Source organism: Verminephrobacter aporrectodeae subsp. tuberculatae, assembly GCF_026127385.1.
In the GTDB taxonomy this organism is placed as follows: Bacteria; Pseudomonadota; Gammaproteobacteria; order Burkholderiales; family Burkholderiaceae_C; genus Acidovorax; species Acidovorax aporrectodeae.
On sequence record NZ_QZCX01000001.1, the window covers coordinates 591451 to 615634 of the forward strand.

Genomic DNA, 24184 nt, shown 5'->3' on the forward strand with positions numbered 1-24184 from the left:
GCATGAAACTGCGGGAGCGCAGACGCATCCGTTCAATGCGTGGCCGTCATCAGCGTCCAGCCGTCTTCGACGTCGGCGACCTCCAGCGGCACCCAGGGGGCGTAGGCCGCCTTCAGTTCGTCGACCTGGCGCTCCAGAATTCCCGCCAGAACCAGATTTCCCGCCGGCGCCACATGCGCACAGAGCAGGGGCGCAAGCACCCGCAGCGGTGCGGCCAGGATATTCGCGAGCACCGTCTGGTATCGGCCCTGCGCCCTGTCCGGCAGCCCGGCGTGCAGTTGCACCCCGTTGGCCTGCGCATTGCGGGCCGTGGTATCGAGCGCCGCGGGATCGATATCGACCGCATCGATCTCCGTGGCACCGAACTTGGCGGCGGCAATGGCCAAAATGCCCGAACCGCAGCCGTAGTCCAGAACCCGCCCGAGCGGATTGCCCGACGCGGGCCGGGTCGCACCACGGCGCGCGATCCAGCGCAGGCACATGCGCGTGGTGGGATGGGTGCCCGTGCCAAAGGCCAGCCCCGGATCCAGCCGGATGCTGCGCCGCGCCTGCGCGGGCAGTTCATGCCAGGTGGGAACGATCCAGAAATCGGGCGTGATGTCCACCGGGGCAAACTGCGACTGCGTCAGCCGCACCCAGTCCTGCTCGACCACCTGCGTGACGCCCAGCACCCGGCAGCCCACGAGAAAGTCCTGCACCTCCAGCAACTGCTGCGCCTGCTGGGCCGCCGCCTCGTTGGCGAACAGCGCGGCGACGCGGCTGCGCTGCCAGCCCTGCCTGGGCGGCGGCATTCCCGGCTCGCCAAACAGGGCCTGCTCGGCGTCCGTGCGGGCGTCGGCGTCCTCCACCGAAACGCTCAGCGCGTCGAGTGCGTCGAGCGCGTCGCCGAGCACCTCGACCCGGTCTTCGGGACATAGCAGACTCAGTTCAAACATCGCGAGGCCTCGCGGAAGTGCCATGCTCACCGCGGGTGCTGCGCCAGCCACTCTTCCAGGTAGTGGATATTCGTCCCGCCGGTCATGAAATTGGCGTCCACCATCAGTTCGCGGTGCAGCGGAACATTCGTGTTGATGCCTTCGATCACCGTCTCCGACAACGCCGTGCGCATGCGTGCCAGGGCCTGCTCGCGGGTGTCTCCGTGCACGATGATCTTGCCGATCATCGAGTCGTAGTGGGGCGGAACAATGTAGTTCGTGTAGGCATGCGAGTCCACGCGCACACCGGGGCCGCCCGGCGGATGCCAGGTGGTGATGCGCCCCGGCGAAGGGGTGAACTTGTACGGGTCTTCCGCGTTGATCCGGCATTCGATGGCATGGCCCCGGATTTCGATCTGGCGCTGCGTGAAGGGCAGCCTCTCGCCGGCGGCGACCATGATCTGGGTCTTGACGATGTCCACCCCGGTGATCCATTCGGTCACGGGATGCTCGACCTGCACGCGGGTGTTCATTTCGATGAAATAGAACTCGCCGTCCTCGTACAGAAACTCGAAGGTTCCCGCCCCGCGGTAGCCAATCTTCTTGCAGGCTGCGACGCAGCGCTCGCCGACCTTTTCGATCAGCTTGCGCGGGATTCCGGGCGCCGGCGCCTCTTCGATCACCTTTTGATGGCGGCGCTGCATGGAGCAATCGCGCTCGCCCAGGTACACCGCGTTGCGCTGCTTGTCGGCCAGGACCTGGATTTCGATGTGGCGCGGGTTCTGCAGGAACTTCTCCAGGTACACCGCCGGGTTGCCGAACGCGGCACCCGCCTCGGCCCGGGTCATTTGCACGGCGTTGATCAGCGCGGCCTCGGTATGCACCACGCGCATGCCGCGGCCGCCGCCGCCGCCCGAGGCCTTGATGATCACGGGGTAGCCCACGGTCCTGGCGATGCGGCGGATCTGGACCGGATCGTCCGGCAGTTCGCCCTCGGAGCCCGGAACGCAAGGCACGCCGGCGCGGATCATGGTCTGCTTGGCAGACACCTTGTCGCCCATGGTGCGGATCGACTCCGGCGTGGGGCCGATGAACTGGAAGCCGCTCTTTTCCACGCGCTCGGTGAAGTCGGCGTTCTCGGACAGAAAACCGTAGCCGGGGTGAATCGCCTCGGCGTCGGTCACCTCGGCGGCCGAAATGATGGCCGGCATGTTCAGGTAGCTCAGGTGCGACGGTGCGGGGCCGATGCAGACGGCCTCTTCGGCGAGCTTCACGTACTTGGCGTCCCGGTCCGCCTCGGAGTAGACCATCACCGCCTTCACGCCCAGTTCGTGGCAGGCGCGCTGGATGCGAAGCGCGATTTCGCCGCGGTTGGCGACAAGAATTTTCTTGAACATGCGCGCCTTATTCGATGACGAACAGCGGCTGTCCGTATTCCACGGCCTGGCCGTTTTCGCCCAGGATGCGGGTCACCGTGCCCGACTTGTCGGCCTCGATCTCGTTGAGAATCTTCATGGCCTCGATGATGCAAATGGTCTCGCCCTCCTTGATCTGGCTGCCGACTTCGACGAAGGCCTTGGCGCCGGGGCTCGGAGAACGGTAGAACGTGCCCACCATGGGCGACTTGACGATATGGCCCGCGGGCACCGCGGCCACCGGCAGTTCGACCACCGGGGCGGCGACAGGCGCCGGCGCGGCGGCGCCATGCTGCACCCCGGTGGCACCGCTTTTGACGATGCGCACCTTGCCCTCCGCTTCCGTGATTTCGAGCTCCGAGACATTCGACTCGGACACGAGGTCGATAAGGGTTTTGAGCTTTCGCAGATCCATGGGCGCTCCAATGGCTATCAAACAAGAGGGCGCGAATTTACTCCAATTTCACCCTACCGCAGTCATCGACGCGTATTTTTCGTGAACTCCGGTATGGCCATGCGCGCTGGACGGTGCACCGGGAACTGCGGGGGCCTGGAATCCTGCCGCGCGGATATTTGCGGGGCGGGGCAGGATACTAGCGCAGGGAGGACCACAGTTGCAGATCCCGCGCACTCAGCGGCCCCATTCTACGGTGCCGCACCCGCCCGTCGCCCCCCAGCACCACAGTAAATGGCAGCCCCCCTGTCAGATTGCCCAGGGACCGCCCCAGGCCCACGCCACCGGCTCCCGCAAGCCCCACGGGGAATGCCAGCGGGCGGTGCTGCAGGAATTTGCGCACGGCCGGGGGCTGGTCCACGGCCAACCCCAGAACTTGCCAGCCTTGGGCGGAATGCGCACGATAAAAGGCGTCGAGCATGGGCAGTTCCGCCACGCAGGGCGGGCACCAGGTGGCCCAGAAGTTGAGCAGCAGCGGCCGGCCCGCGAAAGACTTCAGCGCCACGACCGCCCCCCCGGGTTGCTCGAATTCCATGGCCCAAAGCGCCTGCTGCGCACCAGAGTCCGGGGCCTGCGGCTGGAGTCTCCACCACGCCAGGCCCCCCCCGCCCAAGGCGGCTGCGCCCGCGACGCCCGCGTACAAAAGGCGCCGGCGCACGGGCGAGGGCGGGTTCGACGCCGCAGGGACGGGTTCGGGGATTTCGGCGCGACGGGTCATGTGGCTGGGGGTTCGCTTGTTTCCTGGAGCAGGCGGCGCACGGCGCTCACGTCGCCGCGCGGCACGCGGCCCCGGGCGCCGGGCCGCAGGGCGCCACGCAGGTCGTCGAGGTCCTGGATCAGCAGATGCACCCCGATCATCTCGCCGAGCTCGGGCGACCTGCAGCCCAGGCTCAGCGCCTCCACCGATTCACCGCGCAAGCCCGCCGACACCCTGCGGGGCTCGTAGCCGACATGCTGGTTCATCAGCGCAATTTCCGCCGACTTGGAGTCATCGCAGAACAATTGCAAATAAATATCCGACAAGCGCGTGGCCGTGCCATGCCAGACCGCCCCGCCCAGGTGCGGGCGGAAGGCCGCCATGCGCTCCATCCACACCAGCGCGAGCTGGCGCAGGGCGCGCAGCTCGCGCGGCTGCGTGTCGGCGCAGAAAAGCTGGATGTACTCGCGCACCGCCGCCTCGACCCGGGCGTTGTCGGGCAGCGCCGTGCGCCCCGGCAGCCCCATCTGACGCAGCGCCCGGCGCTTCGCCGGACCCCATTCGAGCCCCTCTTGCACCACCAGCCGGGCCGCGGTGCAGGCAATTTCGTCGCTCAAAGAGGTGTGCATGGCAGCGCGTGACAACAGCAGGAGACGGCATTGTGGCTTGAACCGCGGGGGCGACCAACCGGCATCCCCCGCAGCCAGCATGCGGCGCGGCGCCCGGTCATTGCATTCACTCCATTTTTCATGGGAAATGGTGCTTGCAAGACATACACCGCAAGCCCTTTTGCATTCTGCAGAAGGGATCCCCGACGGCCTTAGAATCCGCGCCCATGCACCTCCATATCCTGGGCATCTGCGGCACGTTCATGGGCGGCCTCGCAGCGCTCGCACGCGAAGCCGGGCACAAGGTGACGGGCTGCGACGCGGGGGTCTACCCCCCCATGAGCGAACAGCTCGGGGCGCTGGGAATCGGGTTGATCGAGGGTTTTGGCGCCGACCAGATGGCGCTTGCGCCCGACGTATTCGTCATCGGCAACGTGGTCAGCCGCGCCCGCCTGCCCGACGGCACGCCCAAGTTTCCCCTGATGGAAGCCATTCTGGATGCGGGCCAGCCCTACACCAGCGGCCCCCAGTGGCTCGCCGAGCATATGCTGCAGGGCCGCCATGTGCTGGCGGTCGCCGGCACGCACGGCAAGACCAGCACCGCGTCGATGCTGGCCTGGATTCTGGAGCACGCAGGGCAGCGGCCCGGCTTTCTGATTGGCGGCGTGCCGCTGAACTTTGGCCTGTCGGCGCGGCTCGGCGCGCCACGCCGCCCGACCCCGACCAACGCCCCGCTCGGGGCGGCGCCGCTGTTCGTCATCGAGGCCGACGAATACGACACCGCCTTCTTCGACAAGCGCAGCAAGTTCGTGCACTACCGCCCGCGCACCGCCGTGCTGAACAACCTCGAATTCGACCACGCGGACATCTTTGACGACCTCGCTGCGATCGAGCGCCAGTTCCATCACCTGGTGCGCACCGTTGCGGCGTCGGGTCGCGTGGTCGCGAACGGACTGGAGGAGAGCCTCACGCGCGTGCTGCACAGGGGCTGCTGGAGCGAGGTGCGCCGTTTCGGCGCCGCGGCGAACGATTTTTTCGCACAAGGCGATCCCCAGTCCTTTGACGTGCTGCACCAGGGCCGGCCGGTGGCCCGGGTGCAATGGGCGCTGGCCGGCGTGCACGACCAGCTCAACGCATTGGCTGCCATCGCCGCTGCCGAGCATGTCGGCGTGGACCCCGGCCAGGCGGCGGCCGCGCTCGCCTCGTTCCGGAGCGTGAAGCGGCGCATGGAACTGCGCGGTACGGTCGGTGGCATCGCCGTATACGACGACTTCGCGCACCACCCCACGGCGCTGCGCAGCACGCTCGACGGGCTGCGCCGCAGACTGGGCGCCGAGGCCCGCATCCTGGCGGTGTTCGAGCCGCGCAGCAACACCATGAAGCTCGGCGCCATGAAGAACCGGTTGCCGTGGGCGCTGGAACCCGCCGACCTGGCGTTCTGCCACACGGCAGGACTGGACTGGGACGCAGCGCAGGCGCTGGCTCCGCTGGGCGTTGGCCCCGGCCTGCGCGCGCAGACCGCCCCCGACCTCGACACCCTGCTCGCCCAGTTGCTCCAGGCAGCCCGCCCCGGGGACCATGTGGTGTGCATGAGCAATGGCGGCTTTGGCGCAATCCACGCCAAACTGCTGCAGGCATTGCAGAAATGATGGCCTCCGGCGCCCCCCCATGAGACCGCCCGGTGCGTCGATGCACCGGGCGCTCCTGTCCGGGTCAGAGCTGCTCAGTCGCCGGCGTAGATATCGACGTCCTTGGTTTCCTTGACGAACAAGCCGCCAATCACGACGGTGGCCCCCGCGATGATGATGGGGTACCACAGGCCGTTATACATATTGCCGGTCTGCGCCACGATGGCCACCGCCATGGGGGGCAGCATGCCGCCGAACCAGCCGTTGCCGATGTGGTAGGGCAGGGACATCGAGGTGTAGCGGATGCGGGTCGGAAACAGTTCCACCAGCATGGCGGCGATGGGGCCGTAGACCATGGTCACGAGCAGCACCAGATAGGTCAGGAGCGCGACGACCAGGACCTTGTTGATGCGCTCGGGGTCGGCCTTGTTCGGATAGCCCGCAGTCTTCAGGGCCTCGGTCACGGCCTTTTTGAACTCGGCGTCCTTTTTCTTGGCCTCGTCCGCCGGCAGACCTTGGCTGGAGTAGGCGGTGATCACGATCTCGCCGATCCTGATCGTGGCCGGAGCGCCCACCGCCCCCGGGGCATTTTCGTAACTCACCGAAGCGCCGGCCAGCACCTGCTTGGCGATGTCGCAGGAACTGGTGAACTTGGCAGTGCCCGTGGGGTTGAACTGGAACGAGCACTCGGCGGAGTCGGCCGTGACGAGCACCCGGTTCTTGGCCTGGGCCTCGGCCAGCGCCGGGTTGGCCGCCCGGGTCAGCGCGCCGAACACGGGGAAGTAGGTCAGCGCAGCCAGCAGACAGCCCAGCAAAATGATGGGCTTGCGGCCGATGCGGTCCGACAGGGTGCCGAACACGATGAAGAACGGCGTACCGATCAACAGCGACAAGGCAACGAGGATGTTGGCGGTCGAGAGATCGACCTTGAGCGCCTGGGTCAGAAAGATTTGGGCGTAGAACTGGCCCGAATACCACACCGCGGCCTGGCCGGCGGTCAGGCCCAGCAGCGCCAGGATCACGATCCTGAGGTTCTTCCACTGGCCGAAGGACTCGGTCAGGGGCGCCTTGGAGGTCTTGCCCTCGGCCTTCATCTTCTGGAAGGCCGGCGATTCGTTCATCGACAGGCGGATCCAGAGCGAGACGCCCAGCAGCAAGATGGACACGAGGAACGGAATACGCCAGCCCCAATCGGCGAAGGCTTCCTCGCCCAGAACGCTGCGGATTACCAGAATCATGACCAGCGACAGAAACAGACCCAGCGTGGCCGTGGTCTGAATCCAGGCCGTGTAGGCGCCGCGCTTGCCCTGGGGTGAATGCTCGGCCACATAGGTGGCCGCGCCGCCGTACTCGCCGCCGAGCGCCAGACCCTGCAGCAGGCGCAGGGCGATCAAGGCAACGGGAGCCGCCACGCCGACCGACTCATAGGTGGGCAAGCAGCCCACGATAAAAGTTGACAGACCCATGATCAGGATGGTGACCAGGAAGGTGTACTTGCGACCGACCATGTCGCCAAGGCGACCAAAAACCAGGGCGCCAAACGGCCGCACGATGAAGCCCGCAGCAAACGCCAACAGCGCGAAGATGAACGCCGAAGTCTCATCCAGACTGCTGAAAAACTTCTTGGCGATGATGGCAGCGAGCGCGCCGTACAAGTAAAAGTCGTACCACTCGAAAACGGTGCCGAGCGAGGAAGCGAAGATGAGCTTCTTCTCCTCGCGCGACATCGGGCGCGGTGCGTGATGGGCTGTTGCCATGGTGTGTTTATCTCCTGAATGCTGATTGTTTGGACCGCGCTGGCGGCGCGGCTGCACGCGCATTCTCGGAGCCGGCACTGACCGGGCTCTGACGCGAAACCAACGGGAGCTTGCGCCAAACTGACCGCTCTCTGACAAGATCCGGTGAAACCCGTGCACAGGCTTTCGACATGCGGGAATGCAGGCCCCGTCGCCCCCGCAAAGGCTTCGGCCCTCAGCCCGCCAGCCCCGAGGGGACGCGGGAGACTGCTTCCCAATCGCCCCCGTCGAACCATGCGTCGCCGTCCAGATACGCGCGCAGCATGGGCAGGCCGTCCAGCCCCCAGAACAGCTTGCCGTCAACCTCGAATGTGGGCACGCCAAACACGCCCGCGGCCTGCGCGGCCTCGGTGTTGGCGCGCAGCAGCGCCTTGGGCGCTGCGCTGGCGGCGTCCTGCCCGGGACGCAGCTGCTCGGAGAGCTCTGCGGCCAACGCCGCCAAACGCCCGGCGTCGAGCGCATCCTGCCCACCCTGCCACACATGGCGCAGCACGCTGCCCGCGACAAAGCGGTTGACGTGACCATCGTCGCTGCAGGCCAGCGCCTGGCGCAGCAGGGGCAACGGGTTGAACGGGTGGCACGCGGGCATTTGCAGCGGCGTTCCCTGCGCATGGCCGAGCCAGGCCACATGGCGGTAGGTCCAGTCGCGCTTGGGACCGATTCCCGCCGGGCCCGGATTGCCGTGCTGCTGCAATAGCGCACCGAGCAGCACGGGCTTATAGGCCACGCTGTAGCTCAGGCCCATGAGCACTTCGGGCAGGCGCTCGAACGCCAGCCAGGCGTAGGGCGAAACAAAGTCCAGGTAGAAGGTGATGCGCTTCATCGCAGGTCGCCCACGGCCAGGGAAATGCCCGCGCGCCCGAGCAGCCGCGCCCAGATGCTGCGGCGCAGCCGGGCGTCGGCGCGCGCCCAGACGCCGATCTCGTCCAGCGTGCGATAGCAGCCCTCGCAGTGGCTGCGGTCCGGCGACATGCGGCACACCGAAATGCACGGCGAGGGCACGGCCGCGGTACTCCCGGAGTCGAAATGCCCCCCCGCGCTCGCTTGGCGCGCGCGCATGCGCAGCAAATTGAGGGTGTTCATGGAGCGGCCTGCACCACGTCGACCACGGGCGCACCCGTCAGGCGCTGCAGGTCGCGGGGATGCAGGGGGAACACGCTGTGCGGGTGCCCGGCTGCGGCCCAGACCACGTCAAAGCGCAGCAGTTCCCGGTCGATCAGCGTCACCGGCGGCGTGGCGTGCGCGACGGGCGACACGCCGCCGATCGAAAAACCCGTGCGCGACTTCACGAATCCGGCGTCGGCGCGGCCGATGCTGCCCACATGGGCCTCGACCTTTTTCTCGTCCACCCGCCGATCCCCCGAGGCGACCACGAGCACCACCGCGTCGTCGCTCCTGCGGCGAAAAATGACGCTCTTGGCCACCTGCCCCAGCAAAATGCCCAGCGCGTCGGCCGCCTGCTGCGCAGTGCGCGCGGCCGCATCGAGCATCTGCGGCATGTGGGGGTGCTGCTGCGCCTGCAAGGCTGCAGCCACGCGCTGCACTCCTTCGGGCAGGGGGGGCGATACGGCTGCGCACATGGTCCTCGTCTCCTGCGCCGGGTTTTGGCGCTCGGTCATACCCAATCAAATTGTAACCAAGCCATCCTGCACCAACCTGCCCTTGAACCGGGGCAGGACGCGGGCGCATCAAGCGCAACCCCTTGACACACAGGGCGCTACGGCGCTACCGGCCCTTCTGCCTGCCAACCGGTCGCAACCACAGCCGCATGAGGCTGTGAATTATGGCTCACAGTGAGGCGACGGCCCAAGTAACTCTTGCATGGTACAAGCCATCGCATCAGTCACTCCGCGTACAATCAACTTACTGGAAGTAACGTAACTAAAACCGATGGTGCCCCATGCTGAACTATCACCCCTCTACCGCCCAACCGAGCGCTGGAAGGAGCTCGCGCCATGGAAGAAAGCATAGCGAGAAGATCGCGTCAGGGCTGGAGGGCCCAACAAGTAGTTCCACCAACAAGAGAAAACCATCGCATCCCAATGAAGGCGATGTTGGTCACGCCGAGTTCCAGGCCACCCGCACCGGGGCCTTGGGCACAGGTACTGGGTGCGGCAGACCAGCCGCGCTTGCCAGACCGCGCCGCGCCGCGCAGGGTTTCACGCTGATCGAGTTGCTGGTGACACTCGCCTTGGCTGTCATTTTGGCCAGTTTGGCGGCCCCCTCGATGCGCGATTCCATGGCTCGCAGCCGGCTGAGCAACCTGGGCAACGAATTCACCAGCAGTGTTCTGAGGGCCCGCAACGAGGCCGTCAACCGCAATACCTGTGTGACCCTGTGCATGAGCAGCAATGCCGGCGCCAATGCCCCAGCGTGCACGACGACAGGGGCTGACTGGCAGGTGGGCTGGATTGCTTTTTTCAATCCCGCCTGCGACAGAAACATCAATGCCCCGGCAGATTTCAGCGATCTGCTGCTGGCCAGTGAGGCGGCGCCCGCAGATTATAGATTGCAGGCGCAGGACGGCAAGAGAAAAATGATTCATGGTCAATTTTGCGACCGGTAATGCATTTCAAGACGGGGATTTTCCCAGATCCGGGGTGGTGCAGCGGGCTTATGGTATTTGGGATCGACCCGGCCTGGGAGCACCGGCCGGGCGCGCTCTGCCCAGAGGGATGGATACCTTGGCGCCCCGAAGCTATACCCGAAACCCTGATGGCGTAGTGACCCTCACGACCACTACCGATCTGAATTGGCGTCTCCATGATGGCTGGTATTTCAATTTTCCAGGGACTGCGGAAGCGGTTTTGTCAGACCCGATTTCGACTGCAGGGGTTCTGTCGTTTCTGACCATTCGTCCGCGGGATACGACGGTCAGTGAATGTTCTTTGAACCACAAAGCAGCGCTCTATACCGTGAATCCGGTTTCCGGAAAGGTCGATCGCCCTGCCCAGGGCAGCATCATGGTGTTGAGCACGAAGACACCCATCGCCGCCAAGGACATTGACGCTCAGAAGGTGTCCGTGGTCTCTGACATGACCCCCAAGCCTTTTCTCCCGCCAGGATCGAATCTCCCGGCACCGTGCAAACCCGGTCAACACGCCAAGAGGGTCATCACCGGGGGTGGCAAGGAGGAGTTTCTGTGCTTCAGCGGCGGTGGATCACAGCGACTGCAATGGCGGGAAATCCCCGGCCTGAGGACCGACCAATGAAGCACGAGCGGCCACAGCGTGGCTTTACGCTGATCGAGGTGATGATCGTCGTGGCAATCATCGGGATCTTGGCCGCCGTGGCCTACCCTTCTTATAAGGAGTTCATGGCCAGGTCCCGGCGTGCGCAGGCCAAGACCGTTCTGATCGGTGCGCAGCAGTGGATGGAGCGGTTTTATACGGAGAATTTCCGCTACGACAAGAACAGTGCCACCGTGGCGGTCACGGATGCGTCACAGTTTCCATCCCGGTTCAGTGTTTCCCCGGTGCCTGGGGAAGGAGCCCCGGTGTACGACATCACCGTGGAAGCCACGTCCAGTACATATACCGTCAAAGCAACGCGCAAGGCGGGCACCGTGATGGCCGATGATCGATGCGGGGATTTTTCTCTTGACCATTTGGGGAGAAAGAAACTGACGGGACATTCCGGTTTTCCAGACGACAAGACTGCCAGTGCAGACTGCTGGAAATGAGGGGAACGCGCTTCCCGTCATGGGCCCGCCTGCCGCGGGTGCACAGGGGCGGCGGCAGCATGGCACGCCGCGATGGCGCACAGGGCGGCTGCCACGGGCCATTGCAGCAAACCGGTTTTCAGCGCCAGGCCACCGTAGGCCAGCGCCGCCAGGCTCCACAACACACCCGCGCTGCGCGCTGCCCAGACCCGCAGGGTCGCGGCAGGCAGTGCGATGAAGAACGCCAGCAGCAGGCCCAGCATGCCCGACGCGCGTGCGGGCCCGGTGCTCACGAGATGCGCCAGCCGCAGCGATTCCAGCGCGAGCAAGCCGGTCAACCAAAAGGGCCCATGCGCCACCGCCTGGGCGCAGCGCTGGTGCCAACTGCGCCGCGCGGTCTTGCGCCGGCTCGCGGGCACCCGCCTGGCTTGTCTCCGTGGGCCGATACAGGCGGCGATTCCCAGGCACAACAGCCCCAGCGTTGCCAGGCTCGCCAGCATGGCGGGTGCCAGGGCGGCGCCCCGTACCAGGCCCAGCGCGCCGGCCAGCGCCAGGAATGCCGCCGCGCAGCGCAACGGCACCCGCCATAACGCGAGCGGGCGCAGTGCCAGGGCCGCCAGGGCGGACATCAGCAACCACGCGCTGATCAGCGCCCACACGGCCCATGCGGGGCGCTGTGCCAGCGGCGGCAGCCAGGCCGGCGCGCACAGGTGCAGGAGCACGGCCGCGCTCAGCGCAGCGGGCGTGGTGGCGTGCAGGGCCAGAAGAAAACCTTGCATGCCTGCCCTACCGCACTGCGGACGACCCACGGTGCATGAGCCAGATCAGCGTTCCCGAGATCGACATCAGCGCGGGCGTCAGGCCCAGGATGAAGTACAGCCATTTGAGCGTGAGGCCGCCATAGTCGCCAAAGTGCAGCGGTTCCATGAGGCTGTTGAGCAGCGACCAAAACCCCCGGGTGCGGGGATCGTGCAGTTTGTTCAGCCGGCCTGTGACCGCGTCCAGGTCCACCCTTGCGGTGCTCGCCAGGTGCCCGCCAAGCTTGCCGCTAAAGCCCGCTTCGGCGCTGCTGCTGCCCCAGCGCCGCAGCGACACATGCTGCGTTTGCAGCCCGGGCATGGCCTGCTGCGCTGCGGCGTGCAGGGCGTCGAGCGATTGCATGGCTGCCGGGGCGGTGCCGTGCTGCGTGGCTGCTGCTGCGGTGGTGGTGGTGGTGGCGCCGGTCGTCAGGTATTCGTAGCCCTGCTCGAACAGCGGCGCCAAGCCCATCCACGCACCCGTTGCGGCGATCAGGATATGAAAGCCCAGCCCCCAGACGCCGGTGCATTTGTGCAGGTCCGAGAGCAGCACGCGCGGGCTGCGGTCCCAGCGCAGGGTGAATAGTTCGGCCAGGATTTTGCGGTGGATGACGACGCCGGTGCCGATCAGCACCAGCATGCTCACGCCCAGAAAACCGACGATCCAGCGCGGCCCGAAGAACAGGAACACGTGCAGCATGCGCAGGTACTGGCCGAGCTGGCTATCGACCGGGCCGACCACGGCGCCGGTGTCCGAGCGCAGGGCGAGCTTGGTGCGCGCGTTGGCGCCGGGCCCGCGCACCCAGGCAAAGTAGTTCGGGTTGACGGCGTCGGGCAGCGCAATCGACTCGACCGTGGCGCCGGGGTAATGCGTTTGCAGTTGCGCCAGCACGGTGGCCAATGCTGCAGGGCGCTCCGAGCGGGGCAGGCGGGCCAGCGATGGATTCGCCCACAGGTCGATTTCGTGCTTGAAGACCACCACCGCGCCCGAGAAGCAGACGATGAACAGCAACAGGCCGGTGACGATGCCGGCCCAGGAGTGCAGGACCAGCAGGCGGCTCAGTGTGCGCGGGCCGGGCATGCGCGTCAGAAGAAATACGCCAGGCCCAGGCTGAAGCTGCGCGGTGCGGCGGGCGAGACCACGTCGGCGGTGATCGCGCCGTCGTAGTACGCCCGGTTGAACAGGTTCCTGACCCCGGCCGTCACGCGGTAGTTCGGGCCCTGGTAGCGGACCGACGCGTCGGCCACGCAGTACGCGGGCAGCGTGAAGGGGTAGGCGCCGATCTGCTCGCTCACGCAGCGCCCGCCCAGGCCCAGCGTGGTGCGCGGGGACTGCGGCAGCTGGTACGTGGCCCAGGTGGCGAGCGTGTGGCGCGGCGTGAGGTTCAGCGGCCGGCCGACGATGGCGGCGTTGTTGTCGCGCGTGACCTTGGTCTGCGTCCAGCTGTAGGCGCCGGTCAGCTTCCAGCCGCTGCGCAGGTCGGCGCCAATTTCCAGTTCCAGGCCCCGGGCGCGCTGCTCGCCGGTCTGCACGCTGAAGCCGGGGTGCTCCCGGTCCGTGGTGCGGACGTTCTGGCGCACCAGGTCAAACAGCGCCAGCGCGCCGGTGACCTGGCCGCCAAGGGCTTCGTCGAAGGACTCGTACTTCAGTCCCGCTTCCCATTGCTCGCCGGTTTCGGGAACCAGGGGCGTGCCCCCGAAGGTCAGCCCGCCGACCGGCAGAAAGGATTCGCCGTAGCTCGCGTAGGCCGCCCAGCCGGGTCTGAACGCATGCACCAGACCGGCAGACAGCGTGGTCGCGGCGTCCGCTTGCCGCGTCCGCACGCCGCTCACGCGGTTGTCGATGTGGTTCGTCGAGCTGTCGCGGCGCAGGCCGAGCAGCGCCGTCCAGTTGGGGCCGAACCGGATCTGGTCTTGCGCGTACAGGCCCGCCACCGTGAGCCGGGACGGCGCGTCGCTGCTCGGCGCTGCGGGGCAGCTGACTTCCATGCCGTAGCGCGGCGCGAACAAATCCAGCGCGCCGATCTTGCAGCTGCGGCGGATCATCCGGCTGTGGCCGCGGCGCAGGTCCAGCCCCGTGACCAGCCGGTGCTGCGCGCCCAGGGCCGCAAAGCGCGACAGCAGCGAGGTGTCGGTGGCCAGGATGTCGTAGTCCATGGCCTGGAGCGAGACGCCCCGGTTTTGCCAACGCCTGTTGGACTCCAGGGTCCGGTTGTAGACGAATTGGCCCGTGCCCCCCTTGTTTTCATAGCGCAGGTTCTGGCGCAGCGTCAGCGCGGGCGCAAACCGGTGCTCGAGCGCGTAGCCCAGGGAGCTGTTTTCCACGTCGTAGGTGCCAAAGCCCGGGTCCCCCCCGAACAGCGTGCGCGGCAGGCGGCCATTGGGGTTGGGCAGCACCGTGCCGTAGGGCGAGATGCCCTGCTGGAACAGCCATTTGCTGTGGCTGTAAGTGGCAAGCAGTACCAGGTCGGTCCGGGGCCCCAGGTCGATGGACAGCGAGGGCGCAAACCAGCGGTCCTTGCGGTAGACAAAGTGCGTGGGGTCGTCGCTGTCGGAGACCTGCGCGTTGATGCGCAACGCGGTCCTGCCCGATGCGGACAACGGCCGGTTCAGGTCCGCCTGCAGCGTGCGCAGGCCAAAGCTGCCCAGCTCGATTCCGGCCTCGTTCAGCGCCTCCTTGCGCGGCCGCTTGCTCACGGCGTTGACGATTCCGCCGGGCTGCACCTGGCCGTAGAGCACCGAGGCCGCACCCTTGAGCACCTCAAAGCGCTCGTAGCCGTAGGGCCGCAGCCGGGCCCAGACGCCGGCGCTTTGCACCAGGCCGTCGACCAGAATGGATTCAGTGGCGAGAAAGCCGCGGATGTGGACATCGTCAAGCCCCCGGCGGCCATAGGTGACCGGGCTCACGCCGGCCACGGTTTGCAGCGCCTGCTGCAGGTTGGTGATCTGGCGCGACTCCATCTGCTCGCGCGTGACCACGCTCACCGACTGCGGCGTCTCCAGCCGCCGCATCGGGGCCTTGCCCGCCGTCTGCGCATCGACGGGGGCAAAGCCCCGGTCCTTTTCGGCGTCGGCGTTCACGCGCACTTCCGGCAGCGGCGGTGCGGGGGTGCTCGCGGCTTCGTCCGCCGTTTGCGCCAGCGTGGCCTGCGCCAGGCACAGTGCCAGCGCAGCCTGCATCCAGCGCCCGGGCGGGGCTGCAAGGGGGTGGGGGTTGAGGGAGGAAGGCATGGGGGTTTCGCGGAGATAAGTGGAGACCGGAATGGACGCAGCGCTTCAGAAGAAGTACGTCAGACCCAGGCTGAGGCTGCGCGGTGCGGCGGGCGAGACCACGTTGGCGTTGATCGCGCCGTCGTAGTACGCCCGGTTGAACAGGTTCCTGACCCCGGCCGCCACGCGGTAGCTCGGGCCCTGGTAGCGGACCGATGCGTCGGCCACGCAGTACGCGGGCAGCGTGAAGGGGTGGGCGCCGATCTGCTCGCTCACGCAGCGCCCACCCAGGCCCAGCGTGGTGCGCGGGGACTGCGGCAGCTGGTACGTGGCCCAGGTGGCGAGCGTGTGGCGCGGCGTGAGGTTCAGCGGCCGGCCGACGATGGCGGCGTTGTTGTCGCGCGTGACCTTGGTCTGCGTCCAGCTGTAGGCGCCGGTCAGCTTCCAGCCGCTGCGCAGGTCGGCGCCCAGTTCCAGTTCCAGGCCCCGGGCGCGCTGCTCGCCGGTCTGCACGCTGAAGCCGGGGTGTTCCCGGTCCGTGGTGCGGACGTTCTGGCGCACCAGGTCAAACAGCGCCAGCGCGCCGGTGACCTGGCCGCCAAGGGCTTCGTCGAAGGACTCGTATTTCAGTCCCGCTTCCCATTGCTCGCCGGTTTCGGGAACCAGGGGCGTGCCCCCGAAGGTCAGCCCGCTGACCGGCAGAAAGGATTCGCCGTAGCTCGCGTAGGCCGCCCAGCCGGGTCTGAACACGTGCACCAGACCGGCAGACAGCGTGGTCGCGGCGTCCGCTTGCCGCGTCCGCACGCCGCTCACGCGGTTGTCGATGTGGTTCGTCGAGCTGTCGCGGCGCAGGCCCAGCAGCGCTGTCCAGTTGGGGCCGAACCGGATCTGGTCTTGCGCGTACAGGCCCGCCACCGTGAGCCGGGACGGCGCGTCGCTGCTCGGGGCTGCGGGGCAGGTGGCCGCCATGCCGTAGCGCGGCGCGAACAAATCCAGCGCGCCGATGCGGCAGATGCTGCGCGTCCAGTGGTCGCGGCCGCGGCGCAGGTCCAGCCCCGTGACCAATTGGTGCTGCGCGCCCAGGGCCGCGAAGCGCGACAGCAGCGAGGTGTCGGTGGCCAGCATGTCCGAGTCCATGGACTGGCGCGAGAGGCTGCGGTTTTGCTGGCGCCTGTCCGCTTGCAGCGCCAGGTTGGAGACGAAGTCGCCCGTTCCCTGCCCGGTCTCGTAGCGCAGGTTCTGGCGCAGCGCCATGGCGGGCGAGAACCGGTGCTCGAGCGCGTAGCCGACGGAACTGCTTTGCATGTCGTAGGCGCCCAGGCCCGGATCGCCCGTGAACAGCGTGCGCGGCAGGCGGCCGTTGGGGTTGGGCAGCACCGTGCCGTAGGGCGAGAGGCCCTGCTGGCGCAGCCATTCGTTGCGGCTGTGGTTGGCAAGCAGCACCAGGTCGGTGTCGGGGCCCGGGTCGAGCGCGAGCGCGGCGGCCAGCCAGCGGTCCTTGCGGTAGACAAAGTCCGTGGGGTCGTCGCTGTCGGAGACCTGCGCGCTGATGCGCAGCGCAGTCTTGCCCGATGCGGACAACGGCCGGTTCAGGTCCGCCTGCAGCGTGCGCAGGCCAAAGCTGCCCCGTTCGATTCCGGCCTCGTTCAACGCCTCCCTGCGCGGTCGCTTGCTCACGGCGTTGACGATTCCGCCGGGCTGCACCTGACCGTAGAGCACGGAGGCCGCGCCCTTGAGCACTTCAAAGCGCTCGTAGCCATAGGGCTGCATCCTGGCGCGAAAGCCGCGGATGTGGATGTCGTCAAACCCCCGGCGGCCATAGTTGACCGGGCTCACGCCGGCCACGGTCTGTAGCGCCTGCTGCAGGTTGGTGATCTGGCGCGACTCCATCTGCTCGCGCGTGACCACGCTCACCGACTGCGGCGTCTCCAGCCGCCGCATCAGGGCCTTGCCCGCCGTCTGCGCATCGGCGGGCGCAAAGCCGCGCTCCCTGTCGGCGCTGGCGTCGATGCGCACCTCCTGCATCTGCGGCGGCGCGGCGGATGCTCCGGCCGGAGCGTCCTCTGTCTGCGCCCAGGCGGCCTGCGCGAGGCACAGCGCCAGCGGCAGGCGAGCGGCCAGGATCGCAAAGGGGCGGGCCGCGCGCTGCGCCACCCGCAAGGGCTGAGAAACCATGGAAGTCCCGGAGAAGAGGAAAAAGTTTCAACGCAAGGGCGCTGGCTTGCGTTTTCCGGGACGCTGGCTGGCAGGAGCGGCGATTCTAATGCGAATCTTTACCGTTTGAAACGCCCGGGGCGCCGCCAGCGGCCTGGCAAGTCCCGTTCTGCCGAGCCCCTCCTGGCTTGCCCCCCGCGCTGCATGCGCCATGCAAGAGGGCACTCGCAAAGAGTCCGTCGTTTCAGCGGTTACCATTTGCGCCCATGCGAATGCTGCTCTACAAAGACCTTGACACGCGCCGCGTCAAGGCGACGTTTGCCAAGGTGCGCACGGCGATCGAGGCCGGCGACCTGCGCAGCCCCGACGTCAAAAAACTCTCGCCCACCCCGTACTGGCGCGCCAAGCTCGACCACACGAACCGCCTGTTGCTGCAGTTCGCGCGCCATGGCGAGGAGACCGTTTGTCTGGCACTGGAGGTGATCGAAAACCACGCGTATGAGAAGTCCCGCTTTCTTCGGGGCGCGCGCATCGACGAAGCCAAGATCGAACATGAGCCCTTGCTCGCCGACCCGTCCCAGGCGGGCGCCGCGAGGATCGCCGATGCCCTGCCCATGCGCTGGATTCATCCCACCCGCGCGGAATTCGAACTGCTCGACAAGCCCATCGTCTTCGACGACGCGCAGGAGGCCGTGCGCCGGCTGCCGCCCCCCGTGGTCGTCGTCGGATCGGCCGGATCGGGCAAGACCGCCGTCACGCTGACCAAGCTGCGCGAGGCCGAGGGCCACGTCTTGTACGTCACGCAGTCGGCGTACCTGGCGCAGTCTGCGCGCGCGCTGTACGACGCCCACGGCTACGAGAACCCGGCGCAGGAGGTGGACTTCCTCAGCTACCGCGAATTCGTCGAGACGCTGCGCGTTCCCGCCGGCCGCGAGGTGGGCTTTCCCGCTTTTCGCAGCTGGTTCGATCGGCATCGGCAGACGGTGCGCAGCGCGTTGGGCGACCTCGACGCGCACGCCGTTTTCGAGGAGTTCCGGGGCGTGCTCAGCGCCAGCGCGCAGGGCCCGCTCGATCTGCCCACCTACCTCAGCCTGGGGCCACGCCAGTCCTTGCTCGCGGCGGACGCGCGCGAGGCCGCGCACGTGCTCTTCGCGCGCTACCGCCAATGGCTGCACGAGTCGAACCTGTTCGACCTGAATCTGGTGGCGCATGAATGGCGCCCGCTGGCCGCGCCAAACTACGACTTCGTGGTCATCGACGAGGTGCAGGACCTGACCAACGTGCAGCTCGCGCTGGTGCTCGCCTGCCTGAAGAACCCCGGGCAATTCCTGCTGTGCGGCGACTCCAACCAGATCGTTCATCCCAACTTCTTCTCCTGGGCGGCGGTGCGCACGCTGTTCTGGCACGGCCTGGCCGGTCAGGCCGCGCAGCACCAGGCGCTGTCGGTGCTGCAGGCGAATTTCCGCAACACGCGCGCGGTCACCGATCTGGCGAACGCCCTGCTCAAGATCAAGCAGGCGCGCTTCGGGTCCATTGATCGCGAAAGCAATTTCCTGGTCCAGAGCGCTTCGTCGCTCGCCGGGCAGGTGCGCCTGCTGCCGGCGCGCGCCGCCACGCTGCGCGAACTGGACGCGCAAACCCGCGCCTCCGTGCACCACGCGGTCATCGTGCTGCGCGACGAAGACAAGCCGGCGGCGCGCGAGCACTTCCGCACGCCGCTGGTGTTCTCGGTGCACGAGGCCAAGGGGCTGGAGTACGCGCACGTGGTCCTCTACGCGCTGGTGTCCGGCCAGCGCGCCGCTTACGCCGAGGTCTGCCAGGGCGTCACGCCGGCCGATCTGCAAATCGACGAACTCGCGTATGCACGCGCACGCGACAAGGGCGACAAGTCGCTGGAGCTCTACAAGTTCTACGTGAATGCGCTGTACGTGGCGATGACGCGCGCCGTCGAGAGCCTGGTGCTGGTCGAGTCGGACACGCAACACCCCTTGCTCAACCTGCTCGGCCTGCAGGTCGCCGAGGCCCAGACCCAGGCGGGAACGCCGGTGCAGGCCTCGTCGCGCGACGAATGGGCGCAGGAGGCGCGCAAACTCGAATTGCAGGGCAAGGACGAGCAGGCGCGCGCCATCCGCGAAACCTTCCTGCAAACCCAGCCCGTTCCGTGGACGCCGTGGTCCGAAGACACGATGGGCACGTTTGCGCCGCGCGCGCTCGACCGTGCGCAGCCGTCGAACAAACCCCGTCAGGCCCTGCTCGACTACGCGCTGTGGCATGGACAGCAGGCCTGGGTCGAGCAGCTGGCAAGCCAAGCGCAGTTCGCACCCGCGCGCCGCCTGGCGCCGGACGGCAACTTCGGCTGGGCGGCGGGCTTCATCGCGCAGGACTCCCAGCGCGTGCGGGAACAGGCCTGGCGCGAGGTCGGCCTGCTGCGACAGCGCTACCTGCAGCCCTATACGGCGCGCAATTTCAAGGACTTGCTGCGCCAGTGCGATCAGTACGGCATCGACCACCGCTGCCCCACGGGCGCGACCCCGCTGACGATGGCCGCGCGCGCCGGCAACCTCGCCCTGGTCGACGCCCTGTTGGCGCGCGGGGCCAACCCCTTGCTCGAGGACGAGTTCGGCCATACGCCGTGGTTCGCGGCGCTGAACCGGGCAATGGAAGATGGCGAATTTCTCCAGCAGTCGATCGGGCCGCTGTTCGAGCGCATCGCTGCGCCGGTCCTGGACGTGCAGTCGGACGGCCGCCTCATTCGGCTGGAGCGCCACCAGGGCGAGTACTGGATCCTGAGCCTGATGCTCGCCGGCTTCAAGACGCAGCGCACCTGGTGCGTGCAGCGTCCGCTCGACCTCTACCGATACGGCAAGGGATTCTTCGCCGATGAACTCAACGCAACCCTGACGGGTTTGCCCGAGCACCTGTGGCGAGCGCAGCGGCACAAACGCAGCTACGTGAACCAGGTGTTGGCGCGCGCCGAGGTCCACAGCGCCTACCTGCCGGCGCGCCGCCTGTGGGCACGCACCACCAACGGCCACTACCTGCCGAACCCGCATCTGCAACTGCGCGCCCACGCTGCGGCCGATGCACCGGCCTGGCGCCCGGTGTACCAAGTGTTGAATCTCGCGTGGGCGGACGCCGGCAGCTTCAATCCGCAGGTCTGGGGCGCGTCGTTGAAGAACTACGTGGATTCGCTGCTGCGGGCCTGAGGCAGGCGCCCGGGCGTTGCGGCCTCGTGCGCATGGCGGATCTCCACCCGGTTGCGGCCCGCGCGCTTGGCGTCGTAGCAGGCCATGTCGGCGGCGCCCAGCACCGAGGGCAGGTCCTGCAGCCTGGCGTCGAGCGCCACCAGGCCAATGCTCACCCCCAGGGTGAAGCTGCGGCCCTGGTACGACGGCTCCCAGGCGTGCACCAGGGCGCACAACTGCTCGGCCACCGCCTGGCCCCGCGCCAGCGCGCAGCCGGGCAGCACCACGGCGAACTCGTCGCCCCCGAGGCGGGCGACCCAACCGATCCGGCGCACCTGCGCCGCCAGCAGGCGGGCCACGTGGCGCAGCACGTCGTCCCCGGCGTCATGGCCTGCGACGTCGTTGACCACCGTGAAATGGTCCAGGTCGAGAAACAGCACCACCCCGTCGCCCTCGCCGTCCGGCGCGCACGCGCTGCGCTCGGCCAGCAGCCGACCGAGCCGTTCGTCGAACGCCACGCGGTTGTAGATCTGCGTGAGCGCGTCGTGCGTGCGCTCCCAGGTCTGCTGCAACTGCGCCTGGCGCGCGGCGGTGATGTCCTCCAGGATCCAGACCATGCCGCCGTGCAAATCGTCGGGCCACACGCTGTGCCCCTGCACGCGCGCCCACACGGGCGTGCCGTCCTTGCGCACGAAGCAGATATCGCCGTCGAACGCCCCGTGCGCGAGCACCTCGGCGCGCATGCGCTCGCGCGTGCGCGCGTGCTCCGCGTCGCTCGCGTACAGGGTGCGCACGCTGCGGCCCTGTAACTCATCGACGCCATAGCCCAGCAGCACGCAGGCCTGGCGGCCGATCACGTCCAGCATGCCGTGGCGCGTGATGGCGATGCCCACCGAGGCGTTGTCCAGAACGGCCTGGAACTGCCCGTCGAGCAGATCCCGCAGCACCCGCTGCCGGGCGCCCTGCTGCACCAGGCCCTGGAACGCGCGCACCAACTCGCCCACCTCCCCGCCCGCGTCCGGCCAACCCGTGTCCGCGGGGGGCTGCGGGCACACGCCGGTTTGCAGCAGATGGCGCGCCCTGCCCGTGAGCCGCGCCAGCGGCTGGGCCATCCAGGCCATCGACGCGAGCGCCAGCAGCGCGCACAGCGCCATGCTCGCGGCGGCCAGCCACCAGGCCTCGCGCTGCGCGCCGCGCAGCGGGGCCAAGAGGGCCCGGGAGCTGCTCACCCGCGCCACGATCCACTGCGGCAGCGGCATTCCCGCCATGCTCACGACATGCTCGGGCTGCATATGCGTCACGCCCCGCCCCGCAATCGGCTGCGCCCGTTCCAGCCAGCGCAGGTAGACCGGCGCCAGCCCGGCCTCGTCGCGCACCTGGCCCAGGACGCGCGCGGGGTCCGAGTGCGCGAGGATGGTTCCGTCGCGCGTAAAAACCACGAGCTGCGAGTCGTCGTGCGCGGGCAAGGTCATCGAAGGAGGCAGCAGGCTCTGCGACTGCAAGCGCAGCGCCCCGGCGACCACGCCCAGCACCGTGCCGTCTTCGTGGTGCAGCGGCATGGTGAACATGACCCGCGCCTCGCCGCCACCATGCCCCGCGATGAGCTCCGACACCAGCGGCTTGCCGCCGGCGAGCGTGCGGCCCAGCGCGTCGCGCTCGGCGGGGTCCAGGTCGGCGCTCTTCTGCGCGCGCCCGGCGCGCAGGTTCAGGCGCAATTCGCCATTCGCGCGCAGCACCTGCAAGGTATCGAAGAACTGCACGGCGGGCAGACCCTGCTGCTGCAACCACTCGGGCGCAGCGGGCGACTCCAGCATGCCCGGCGTGATTCCCGCAGCCACGCTGCGCAGCAGCTTCTGGCTCTGCTCGATCTTGCTCGCCAGCAGGCGCGCCACGACCTCGACCTCGTCGGTCTGGCGACCCACCACCCGGCGCACGGCCTCCTGCCCCGAGGCCCGCGTGACCAGCCATGCGGCAACGCTCCCCGACAAAACCACCGCCAGCGCGGCCACCAACATCAGGCGCAGCACCAGCGGTCCCGGCAGCAGCCAGCCCGGCGCGTCGCGCTGCACGGCGGCGGGGCGGTGGCGGGGCGTCATGGACGCTCCGGCGCGGGAGCGCCACGGGCGCGGAGACAGGCGCTGGGCATGGGACGGAGCAATGCGGGCAAATCCCGACCAATATACGCAGCCTCTGCGCCCGGGGGCCTGGGTGGAACCCTTGCATACGGGAGCTTGCGCGCGGAAACCCGGCATCCATCGATTAGTCGCTAGCGCGACACCAAGGGTTTCCCCGAGTTCCAAGGCAGCACCGCGTCAAGGCGGGAAACACTATCCAGCTCAGCGCCGACACCGATAGCCCGCCGCGGGACAGCGCACCCGGGTGGGAAAATCGGGCGATGCACCCCAAAGCCCTGCTCGATGTCTGCGCCGAACTCGTGCGGCTCACCCTCCGGTTCGAACACCCCGCGGACGCGCTGCTGGCGCGCTTTTTTCGCGCCAACCGGGGGCTGGGGCCGCGCGAGCGCGCAACGCTGGCCGAGACGGTCTACAGCGTGCTGCGCAGCAAGCTCCTGTTCGAGCACCTGGCGGCGTCCGGCGCGGGCCCCGGCGAGCGGCGCCTGGCGATCCTGGGGGGCCCGCGCGACTTCCTCATGCCCGCGCTGAACGCGCAGGAGAAGTGCTGGCTCGCGCAGTGCGACGCCGCCCGGCCCGACGATCTGCCGCAAGCCCTGCGCCACAACCTGCCCGAATGGCTGGTGCCGCCCCTCGTGGCCCAGCTGGCCGAGGGCTTCTGGCCGCTGGTGCACAGCCTGGCGCAGAGCGCGACTCTGGACCTGCGCGTGAATGCGCTCAGGGACAAACGCCGCGCCGTGCAGGAGGAACTCGCCGCGGCGGGAATCGCCGCGAGCCCCACGCCGTATTCGCCCTGGGGGCTGCGCGTCACCGGCAAGCCGGCGTTGGGTCGGCTGGACGCTCTCGCGCGCGGCGCCATCGAGGTGCAAGACGAGGGCTCCCAGCTGCTGGCCCTGCTGCTCGACGCCCGGCGCGGCGAGATGGTGGTGGATTTCTGCGCCGGCGCGGGCGGCAAGACGCTGGCCATTGGCGCGAGCATGCGCAACACGGGGCGGCTCTACGCGTTCGACCTGTCGGCGCACCGGCTCGACGCCATGAAGCCCCGGCTGGCGCGCAGCGGCCTGTCGAACGTCCACCCGGCGGCGATTGCGCACGAGCGCGACGAGCGCGTCGGACGCCTGGCGGGAAAGATCGATCGCGTGCTGATCGACGCCCCCTGCTCGGGCCTGGGGACCCTGCGGCGCAACCCGGACCTGAAGTGGCGCCAGTCGGCCGCGACGGTGCGGGAGTTGGCCGCCAGGCAGGCGTCGATTCTGGACAGCGCGGCCCGCCTGCTCAAGCCGGGTGGCCGCTTGGTGTACGCCACCTGCAGCCTCCTGCGCGAGGAGAACGAGGTCGTCGTCGAGGCGTTCGGCGCCGCGCACCCGGATTTCGCATGGCTCGACGCGGGGGAGTTGTTGGAGCGGCTCAGGGTCGAGCGCGCCCGGAGCCTGTGCAGCGGTGGCGCGTCGGGAAGCGCCTATCTGCGCCTGTGGCCCCATCTGCACCAGACGGACGGCTTCTTTGCCGCCGTGGGGGTGAGGAAGGGCTGAT

At 68.1% G+C, this 24184-nt stretch carries 20 protein-coding genes; 6 read left to right on the top strand and 14 right to left on the bottom strand.

Translation table 11 applies throughout. From position 1 onward, the window contains the following. Nucleotides 1-32 precede the first annotated feature (32 nt). The 5 genes from prmA to D5041_RS02335 form a co-directional block, all read right to left on the bottom strand. Nucleotides 33-935, bottom strand: coding sequence for a 50S ribosomal protein L11 methyltransferase (prmA, locus tag D5041_RS02315; protein WP_265283790.1), 903 nt, complete (start codon nucleotides 933-935; stop codon nucleotides 33-35). Nucleotides 936-961: 26 nt separating this feature from the next. Continuing rightward, on the bottom strand, nucleotides 962-2311 hold the full coding sequence (gene accC / locus D5041_RS02320; protein WP_010100010.1) for an acetyl-CoA carboxylase biotin carboxylase subunit: 1350 nt from the start codon (nucleotides 2309-2311) through the stop codon (nucleotides 962-964). A 7-nt stretch (nucleotides 2312-2318) separates the two neighbouring features. Next, the gene (gene accB / locus D5041_RS02325) at nucleotides 2319-2744 is read right to left on the bottom strand and encodes an acetyl-CoA carboxylase biotin carboxyl carrier protein (RefSeq protein WP_010100009.1); all 426 of its coding nucleotides are present in this window, start codon (nucleotides 2742-2744) and stop codon (nucleotides 2319-2321) included. A gap of 178 nt (nucleotides 2745-2922) precedes the next feature. Then, nucleotides 2923-3501 carry a TlpA family protein disulfide reductase gene (locus D5041_RS02330; protein WP_010100008.1) on the bottom strand — a complete coding sequence of 193 codons (579 nt, stop codon included), beginning with the start codon at nucleotides 3499-3501 and terminating at the stop codon, nucleotides 2923-2925. Next, complete coding sequence (locus tag D5041_RS02335) at nucleotides 3498-4109, bottom strand: hypothetical protein (protein WP_265283791.1); 612 nt, start codon at nucleotides 4107-4109, stop codon at nucleotides 3498-3500. Before D5041_RS02335 ends, D5041_RS02330 begins: the two co-directional genes overlap by 4 nt. A 206-nt stretch (nucleotides 4110-4315) precedes the next feature. Here D5041_RS02335 and mpl point away from each other — a divergent pair, with 206 nt between their 5' ends. Next, nucleotides 4316-5737: a UDP-N-acetylmuramate:L-alanyl-gamma-D-glutamyl-meso-diaminopimelate ligase gene (gene mpl, locus D5041_RS02340; RefSeq protein WP_265283792.1), complete on the top strand. Its 1422-nt coding sequence runs from the start codon at nucleotides 4316-4318 to the stop codon at nucleotides 5735-5737. 74 nt (nucleotides 5738-5811) lie between these two features. Here mpl and D5041_RS02345 read toward each other — a convergent pair whose 3' ends face one another. The 4 genes from D5041_RS02345 to D5041_RS02360 form a co-directional block, all read right to left on the bottom strand. Beyond that, nucleotides 5812-7473, bottom strand: a complete 1662-nt coding sequence (locus D5041_RS02345; protein WP_265282156.1) for an MFS transporter — start codon at nucleotides 7471-7473, stop codon at nucleotides 5812-5814. Nucleotides 7474-7687: 214 nt separating this feature from the next. Next, the gene (locus tag D5041_RS02350) at nucleotides 7688-8335 is read right to left on the bottom strand and encodes a 2-hydroxychromene-2-carboxylate isomerase (protein WP_265283793.1); all 648 of its coding nucleotides are present in this window, start codon (nucleotides 8333-8335) and stop codon (nucleotides 7688-7690) included. Continuing rightward, nucleotides 8332-8595, bottom strand: coding sequence for a DUF1289 domain-containing protein (locus D5041_RS02355; RefSeq protein WP_010101922.1), 264 nt, complete (start codon nucleotides 8593-8595; stop codon nucleotides 8332-8334). The genes D5041_RS02350 and D5041_RS02355 overlap by 4 nt, the downstream gene beginning before the upstream one ends. After that, nucleotides 8592-9092, bottom strand: coding sequence for a YbaK/EbsC family protein (locus D5041_RS02360; RefSeq protein ID WP_265284366.1), 501 nt, complete (start codon nucleotides 9090-9092; stop codon nucleotides 8592-8594). Before D5041_RS02360 ends, D5041_RS02355 begins: the two co-directional genes overlap by 4 nt. A gap of 320 nt (nucleotides 9093-9412) precedes the next feature. On the opposite strand from D5041_RS02360, the gene D5041_RS02365 reads away from it, so the two are divergent. Genes D5041_RS02365 through D5041_RS02375 form a run of 3 tightly spaced genes read left to right on the top strand, consistent with a single transcriptional unit; the run spans nucleotide 9413 to nucleotide 11194 of the window. Then, nucleotides 9413-10078 (top strand): GspH/FimT family pseudopilin, encoded by a 666-nt coding sequence (locus D5041_RS02365; protein WP_265283794.1) that lies wholly within the window; start codon nucleotides 9413-9415, stop codon nucleotides 10076-10078. Further along, nucleotides 10056-10724 (top strand): pilus assembly protein, encoded by a 669-nt coding sequence (locus D5041_RS02370; RefSeq protein ID WP_265283795.1) that lies wholly within the window; start codon nucleotides 10056-10058, stop codon nucleotides 10722-10724. The genes D5041_RS02365 and D5041_RS02370 overlap by 23 nt, the downstream gene beginning before the upstream one ends. Continuing rightward, nucleotides 10721-11194 carry a type IV pilin protein gene (locus D5041_RS02375; RefSeq protein WP_265282162.1) on the top strand — a complete coding sequence of 158 codons (474 nt, stop codon included), beginning with the start codon at nucleotides 10721-10723 and terminating at the stop codon, nucleotides 11192-11194. The genes D5041_RS02370 and D5041_RS02375 overlap by 4 nt, the downstream gene beginning before the upstream one ends. A gap of 17 nt (nucleotides 11195-11211) precedes the next feature. Here D5041_RS02375 and D5041_RS02380 read toward each other — a convergent pair whose 3' ends face one another. The 4 genes from D5041_RS02380 to D5041_RS02395 are packed head-to-tail and all read right to left on the bottom strand — an operon-like array spanning nucleotide 11212 to nucleotide 17355. Further along, complete coding sequence (locus D5041_RS02380; RefSeq protein ID WP_265283796.1) at nucleotides 11212-11952, bottom strand: hypothetical protein; 741 nt, start codon at nucleotides 11950-11952, stop codon at nucleotides 11212-11214. Nucleotides 11953-11959: 7 nt separating this feature from the next. After that, nucleotides 11960-13051 (bottom strand): PepSY-associated TM helix domain-containing protein, encoded by a 1092-nt coding sequence (locus tag D5041_RS02385; RefSeq protein ID WP_265283797.1) that lies wholly within the window; start codon nucleotides 13049-13051, stop codon nucleotides 11960-11962. Nucleotides 13052-13056: 5 nt separating this feature from the next. Beyond that, entirely contained in the window at nucleotides 13057-15201 is a 2145-nt protein-coding gene (locus D5041_RS02390) for a TonB-dependent siderophore receptor (RefSeq protein WP_407702205.1), read from the bottom strand. A gap of 45 nt (nucleotides 15202-15246) precedes the next feature. Then, a complete protein-coding gene (locus tag D5041_RS02395) occupies nucleotides 15247-17355 on the bottom strand; it encodes a TonB-dependent siderophore receptor (protein WP_265283798.1) in 2109 nt (702 codons plus the stop codon). Between the two features lie 251 nt (nucleotides 17356-17606). On the opposite strand from D5041_RS02395, the gene D5041_RS02400 reads away from it, so the two are divergent. After that, entirely contained in the window at nucleotides 17607-20540 is a 2934-nt protein-coding gene (locus D5041_RS02400; RefSeq protein ID WP_010105009.1) for an AAA family ATPase, read from the top strand. On the opposite strand, the gene D5041_RS02405 is transcribed toward D5041_RS02400, so the two are convergent. Continuing rightward, nucleotides 20513-22615 (bottom strand): sensor domain-containing diguanylate cyclase, encoded by a 2103-nt coding sequence (locus tag D5041_RS02405; RefSeq protein ID WP_265283799.1) that lies wholly within the window; start codon nucleotides 22613-22615, stop codon nucleotides 20513-20515. The genes D5041_RS02400 and D5041_RS02405 overlap by 28 nt on opposite strands. Before the next feature lie 299 nt (nucleotides 22616-22914). Between D5041_RS02405 and D5041_RS02410 the strand changes: the two genes are divergently transcribed. Then, nucleotides 22915-24183 carry an RsmB/NOP family class I SAM-dependent RNA methyltransferase gene (locus D5041_RS02410; protein ID WP_265283800.1) on the top strand — a complete coding sequence of 423 codons (1269 nt, stop codon included), beginning with the start codon at nucleotides 22915-22917 and terminating at the stop codon, nucleotides 24181-24183. Nucleotide 24184 lies beyond the last annotated feature (1 nt).

What these genes read in the sequence shown, in the direction of transcription:
- prmA (WP_265283790.1), bottom strand. Translation starts at nt 935, where the DNA reads ATGTTTGAACTGAGTCTGCTATGTCCCGAAGACCGGGTCGAGGTGCTC.
- accC (WP_010100010.1), bottom strand. Translation starts at nt 2,311, where the DNA reads ATGTTCAAGAAAATTCTTGTCGCCAACCGCGGCGAAATCGCGCTTCGC.
- accB (WP_010100009.1), bottom strand. Translation starts at nt 2,744, where the DNA reads ATGGATCTGCGAAAGCTCAAAACCCTTATCGACCTCGTGTCCGAGTCG.
- D5041_RS02330 (WP_010100008.1), bottom strand. Translation starts at nt 3,501, where the DNA reads ATGACCCGTCGCGCCGAAATCCCCGAACCCGTCCCTGCGGCGTCGAAC.
- D5041_RS02335 (WP_265283791.1), bottom strand. Translation starts at nt 4,109, where the DNA reads ATGCACACCTCTTTGAGCGACGAAATTGCCTGCACCGCGGCCCGGCTG.
- mpl (WP_265283792.1), top strand. Translation starts at nt 4,316, where the DNA reads ATGCACCTCCATATCCTGGGCATCTGCGGCACGTTCATGGGCGGCCTC.
- D5041_RS02345 (WP_265282156.1), bottom strand. Translation starts at nt 7,473, where the DNA reads ATGGCAACAGCCCATCACGCACCGCGCCCGATGTCGCGCGAGGAGAAG.
- D5041_RS02350 (WP_265283793.1), bottom strand. Translation starts at nt 8,335, where the DNA reads ATGAAGCGCATCACCTTCTACCTGGACTTTGTTTCGCCCTACGCCTGG.
- D5041_RS02355 (WP_010101922.1), bottom strand. Translation starts at nt 8,595, where the DNA reads ATGAACACCCTCAATTTGCTGCGCATGCGCGCGCGCCAAGCGAGCGCG.
- D5041_RS02360 (WP_265284366.1), bottom strand. Translation starts at nt 9,092, where the DNA reads ATGTGCGCAGCCGTATCGCCCCCCCTGCCCGAAGGAGTGCAGCGCGTG.
- D5041_RS02365 (WP_265283794.1), top strand. Translation starts at nt 9,413, where the DNA reads ATGCTGAACTATCACCCCTCTACCGCCCAACCGAGCGCTGGAAGGAGC.
- D5041_RS02370 (WP_265283795.1), top strand. Translation starts at nt 10,056, where the DNA reads ATGGTCAATTTTGCGACCGGTAATGCATTTCAAGACGGGGATTTTCCC.
- D5041_RS02375 (WP_265282162.1), top strand. Translation starts at nt 10,721, where the DNA reads ATGAAGCACGAGCGGCCACAGCGTGGCTTTACGCTGATCGAGGTGATG.
- D5041_RS02380 (WP_265283796.1), bottom strand. Translation starts at nt 11,952, where the DNA reads ATGCAAGGTTTTCTTCTGGCCCTGCACGCCACCACGCCCGCTGCGCTG.
- D5041_RS02385 (WP_265283797.1), bottom strand. Translation starts at nt 13,051, where the DNA reads ATGCCCGGCCCGCGCACACTGAGCCGCCTGCTGGTCCTGCACTCCTGG.
- D5041_RS02390 (WP_407702205.1), bottom strand. Translation starts at nt 15,201, where the DNA reads ATGCCTTCCTCCCTCAACCCCCACCCCCTTGCAGCCCCGCCCGGGCGC.
- D5041_RS02395 (WP_265283798.1), bottom strand. Translation starts at nt 17,355, where the DNA reads ATGGTTTCTCAGCCCTTGCGGGTGGCGCAGCGCGCGGCCCGCCCCTTT.
- D5041_RS02400 (WP_010105009.1), top strand. Translation starts at nt 17,607, where the DNA reads ATGCTGCTCTACAAAGACCTTGACACGCGCCGCGTCAAGGCGACGTTT.
- D5041_RS02405 (WP_265283799.1), bottom strand. Translation starts at nt 22,615, where the DNA reads ATGACGCCCCGCCACCGCCCCGCCGCCGTGCAGCGCGACGCGCCGGGC.
- D5041_RS02410 (WP_265283800.1), top strand. Translation starts at nt 22,915, where the DNA reads ATGCACCCCAAAGCCCTGCTCGATGTCTGCGCCGAACTCGTGCGGCTC.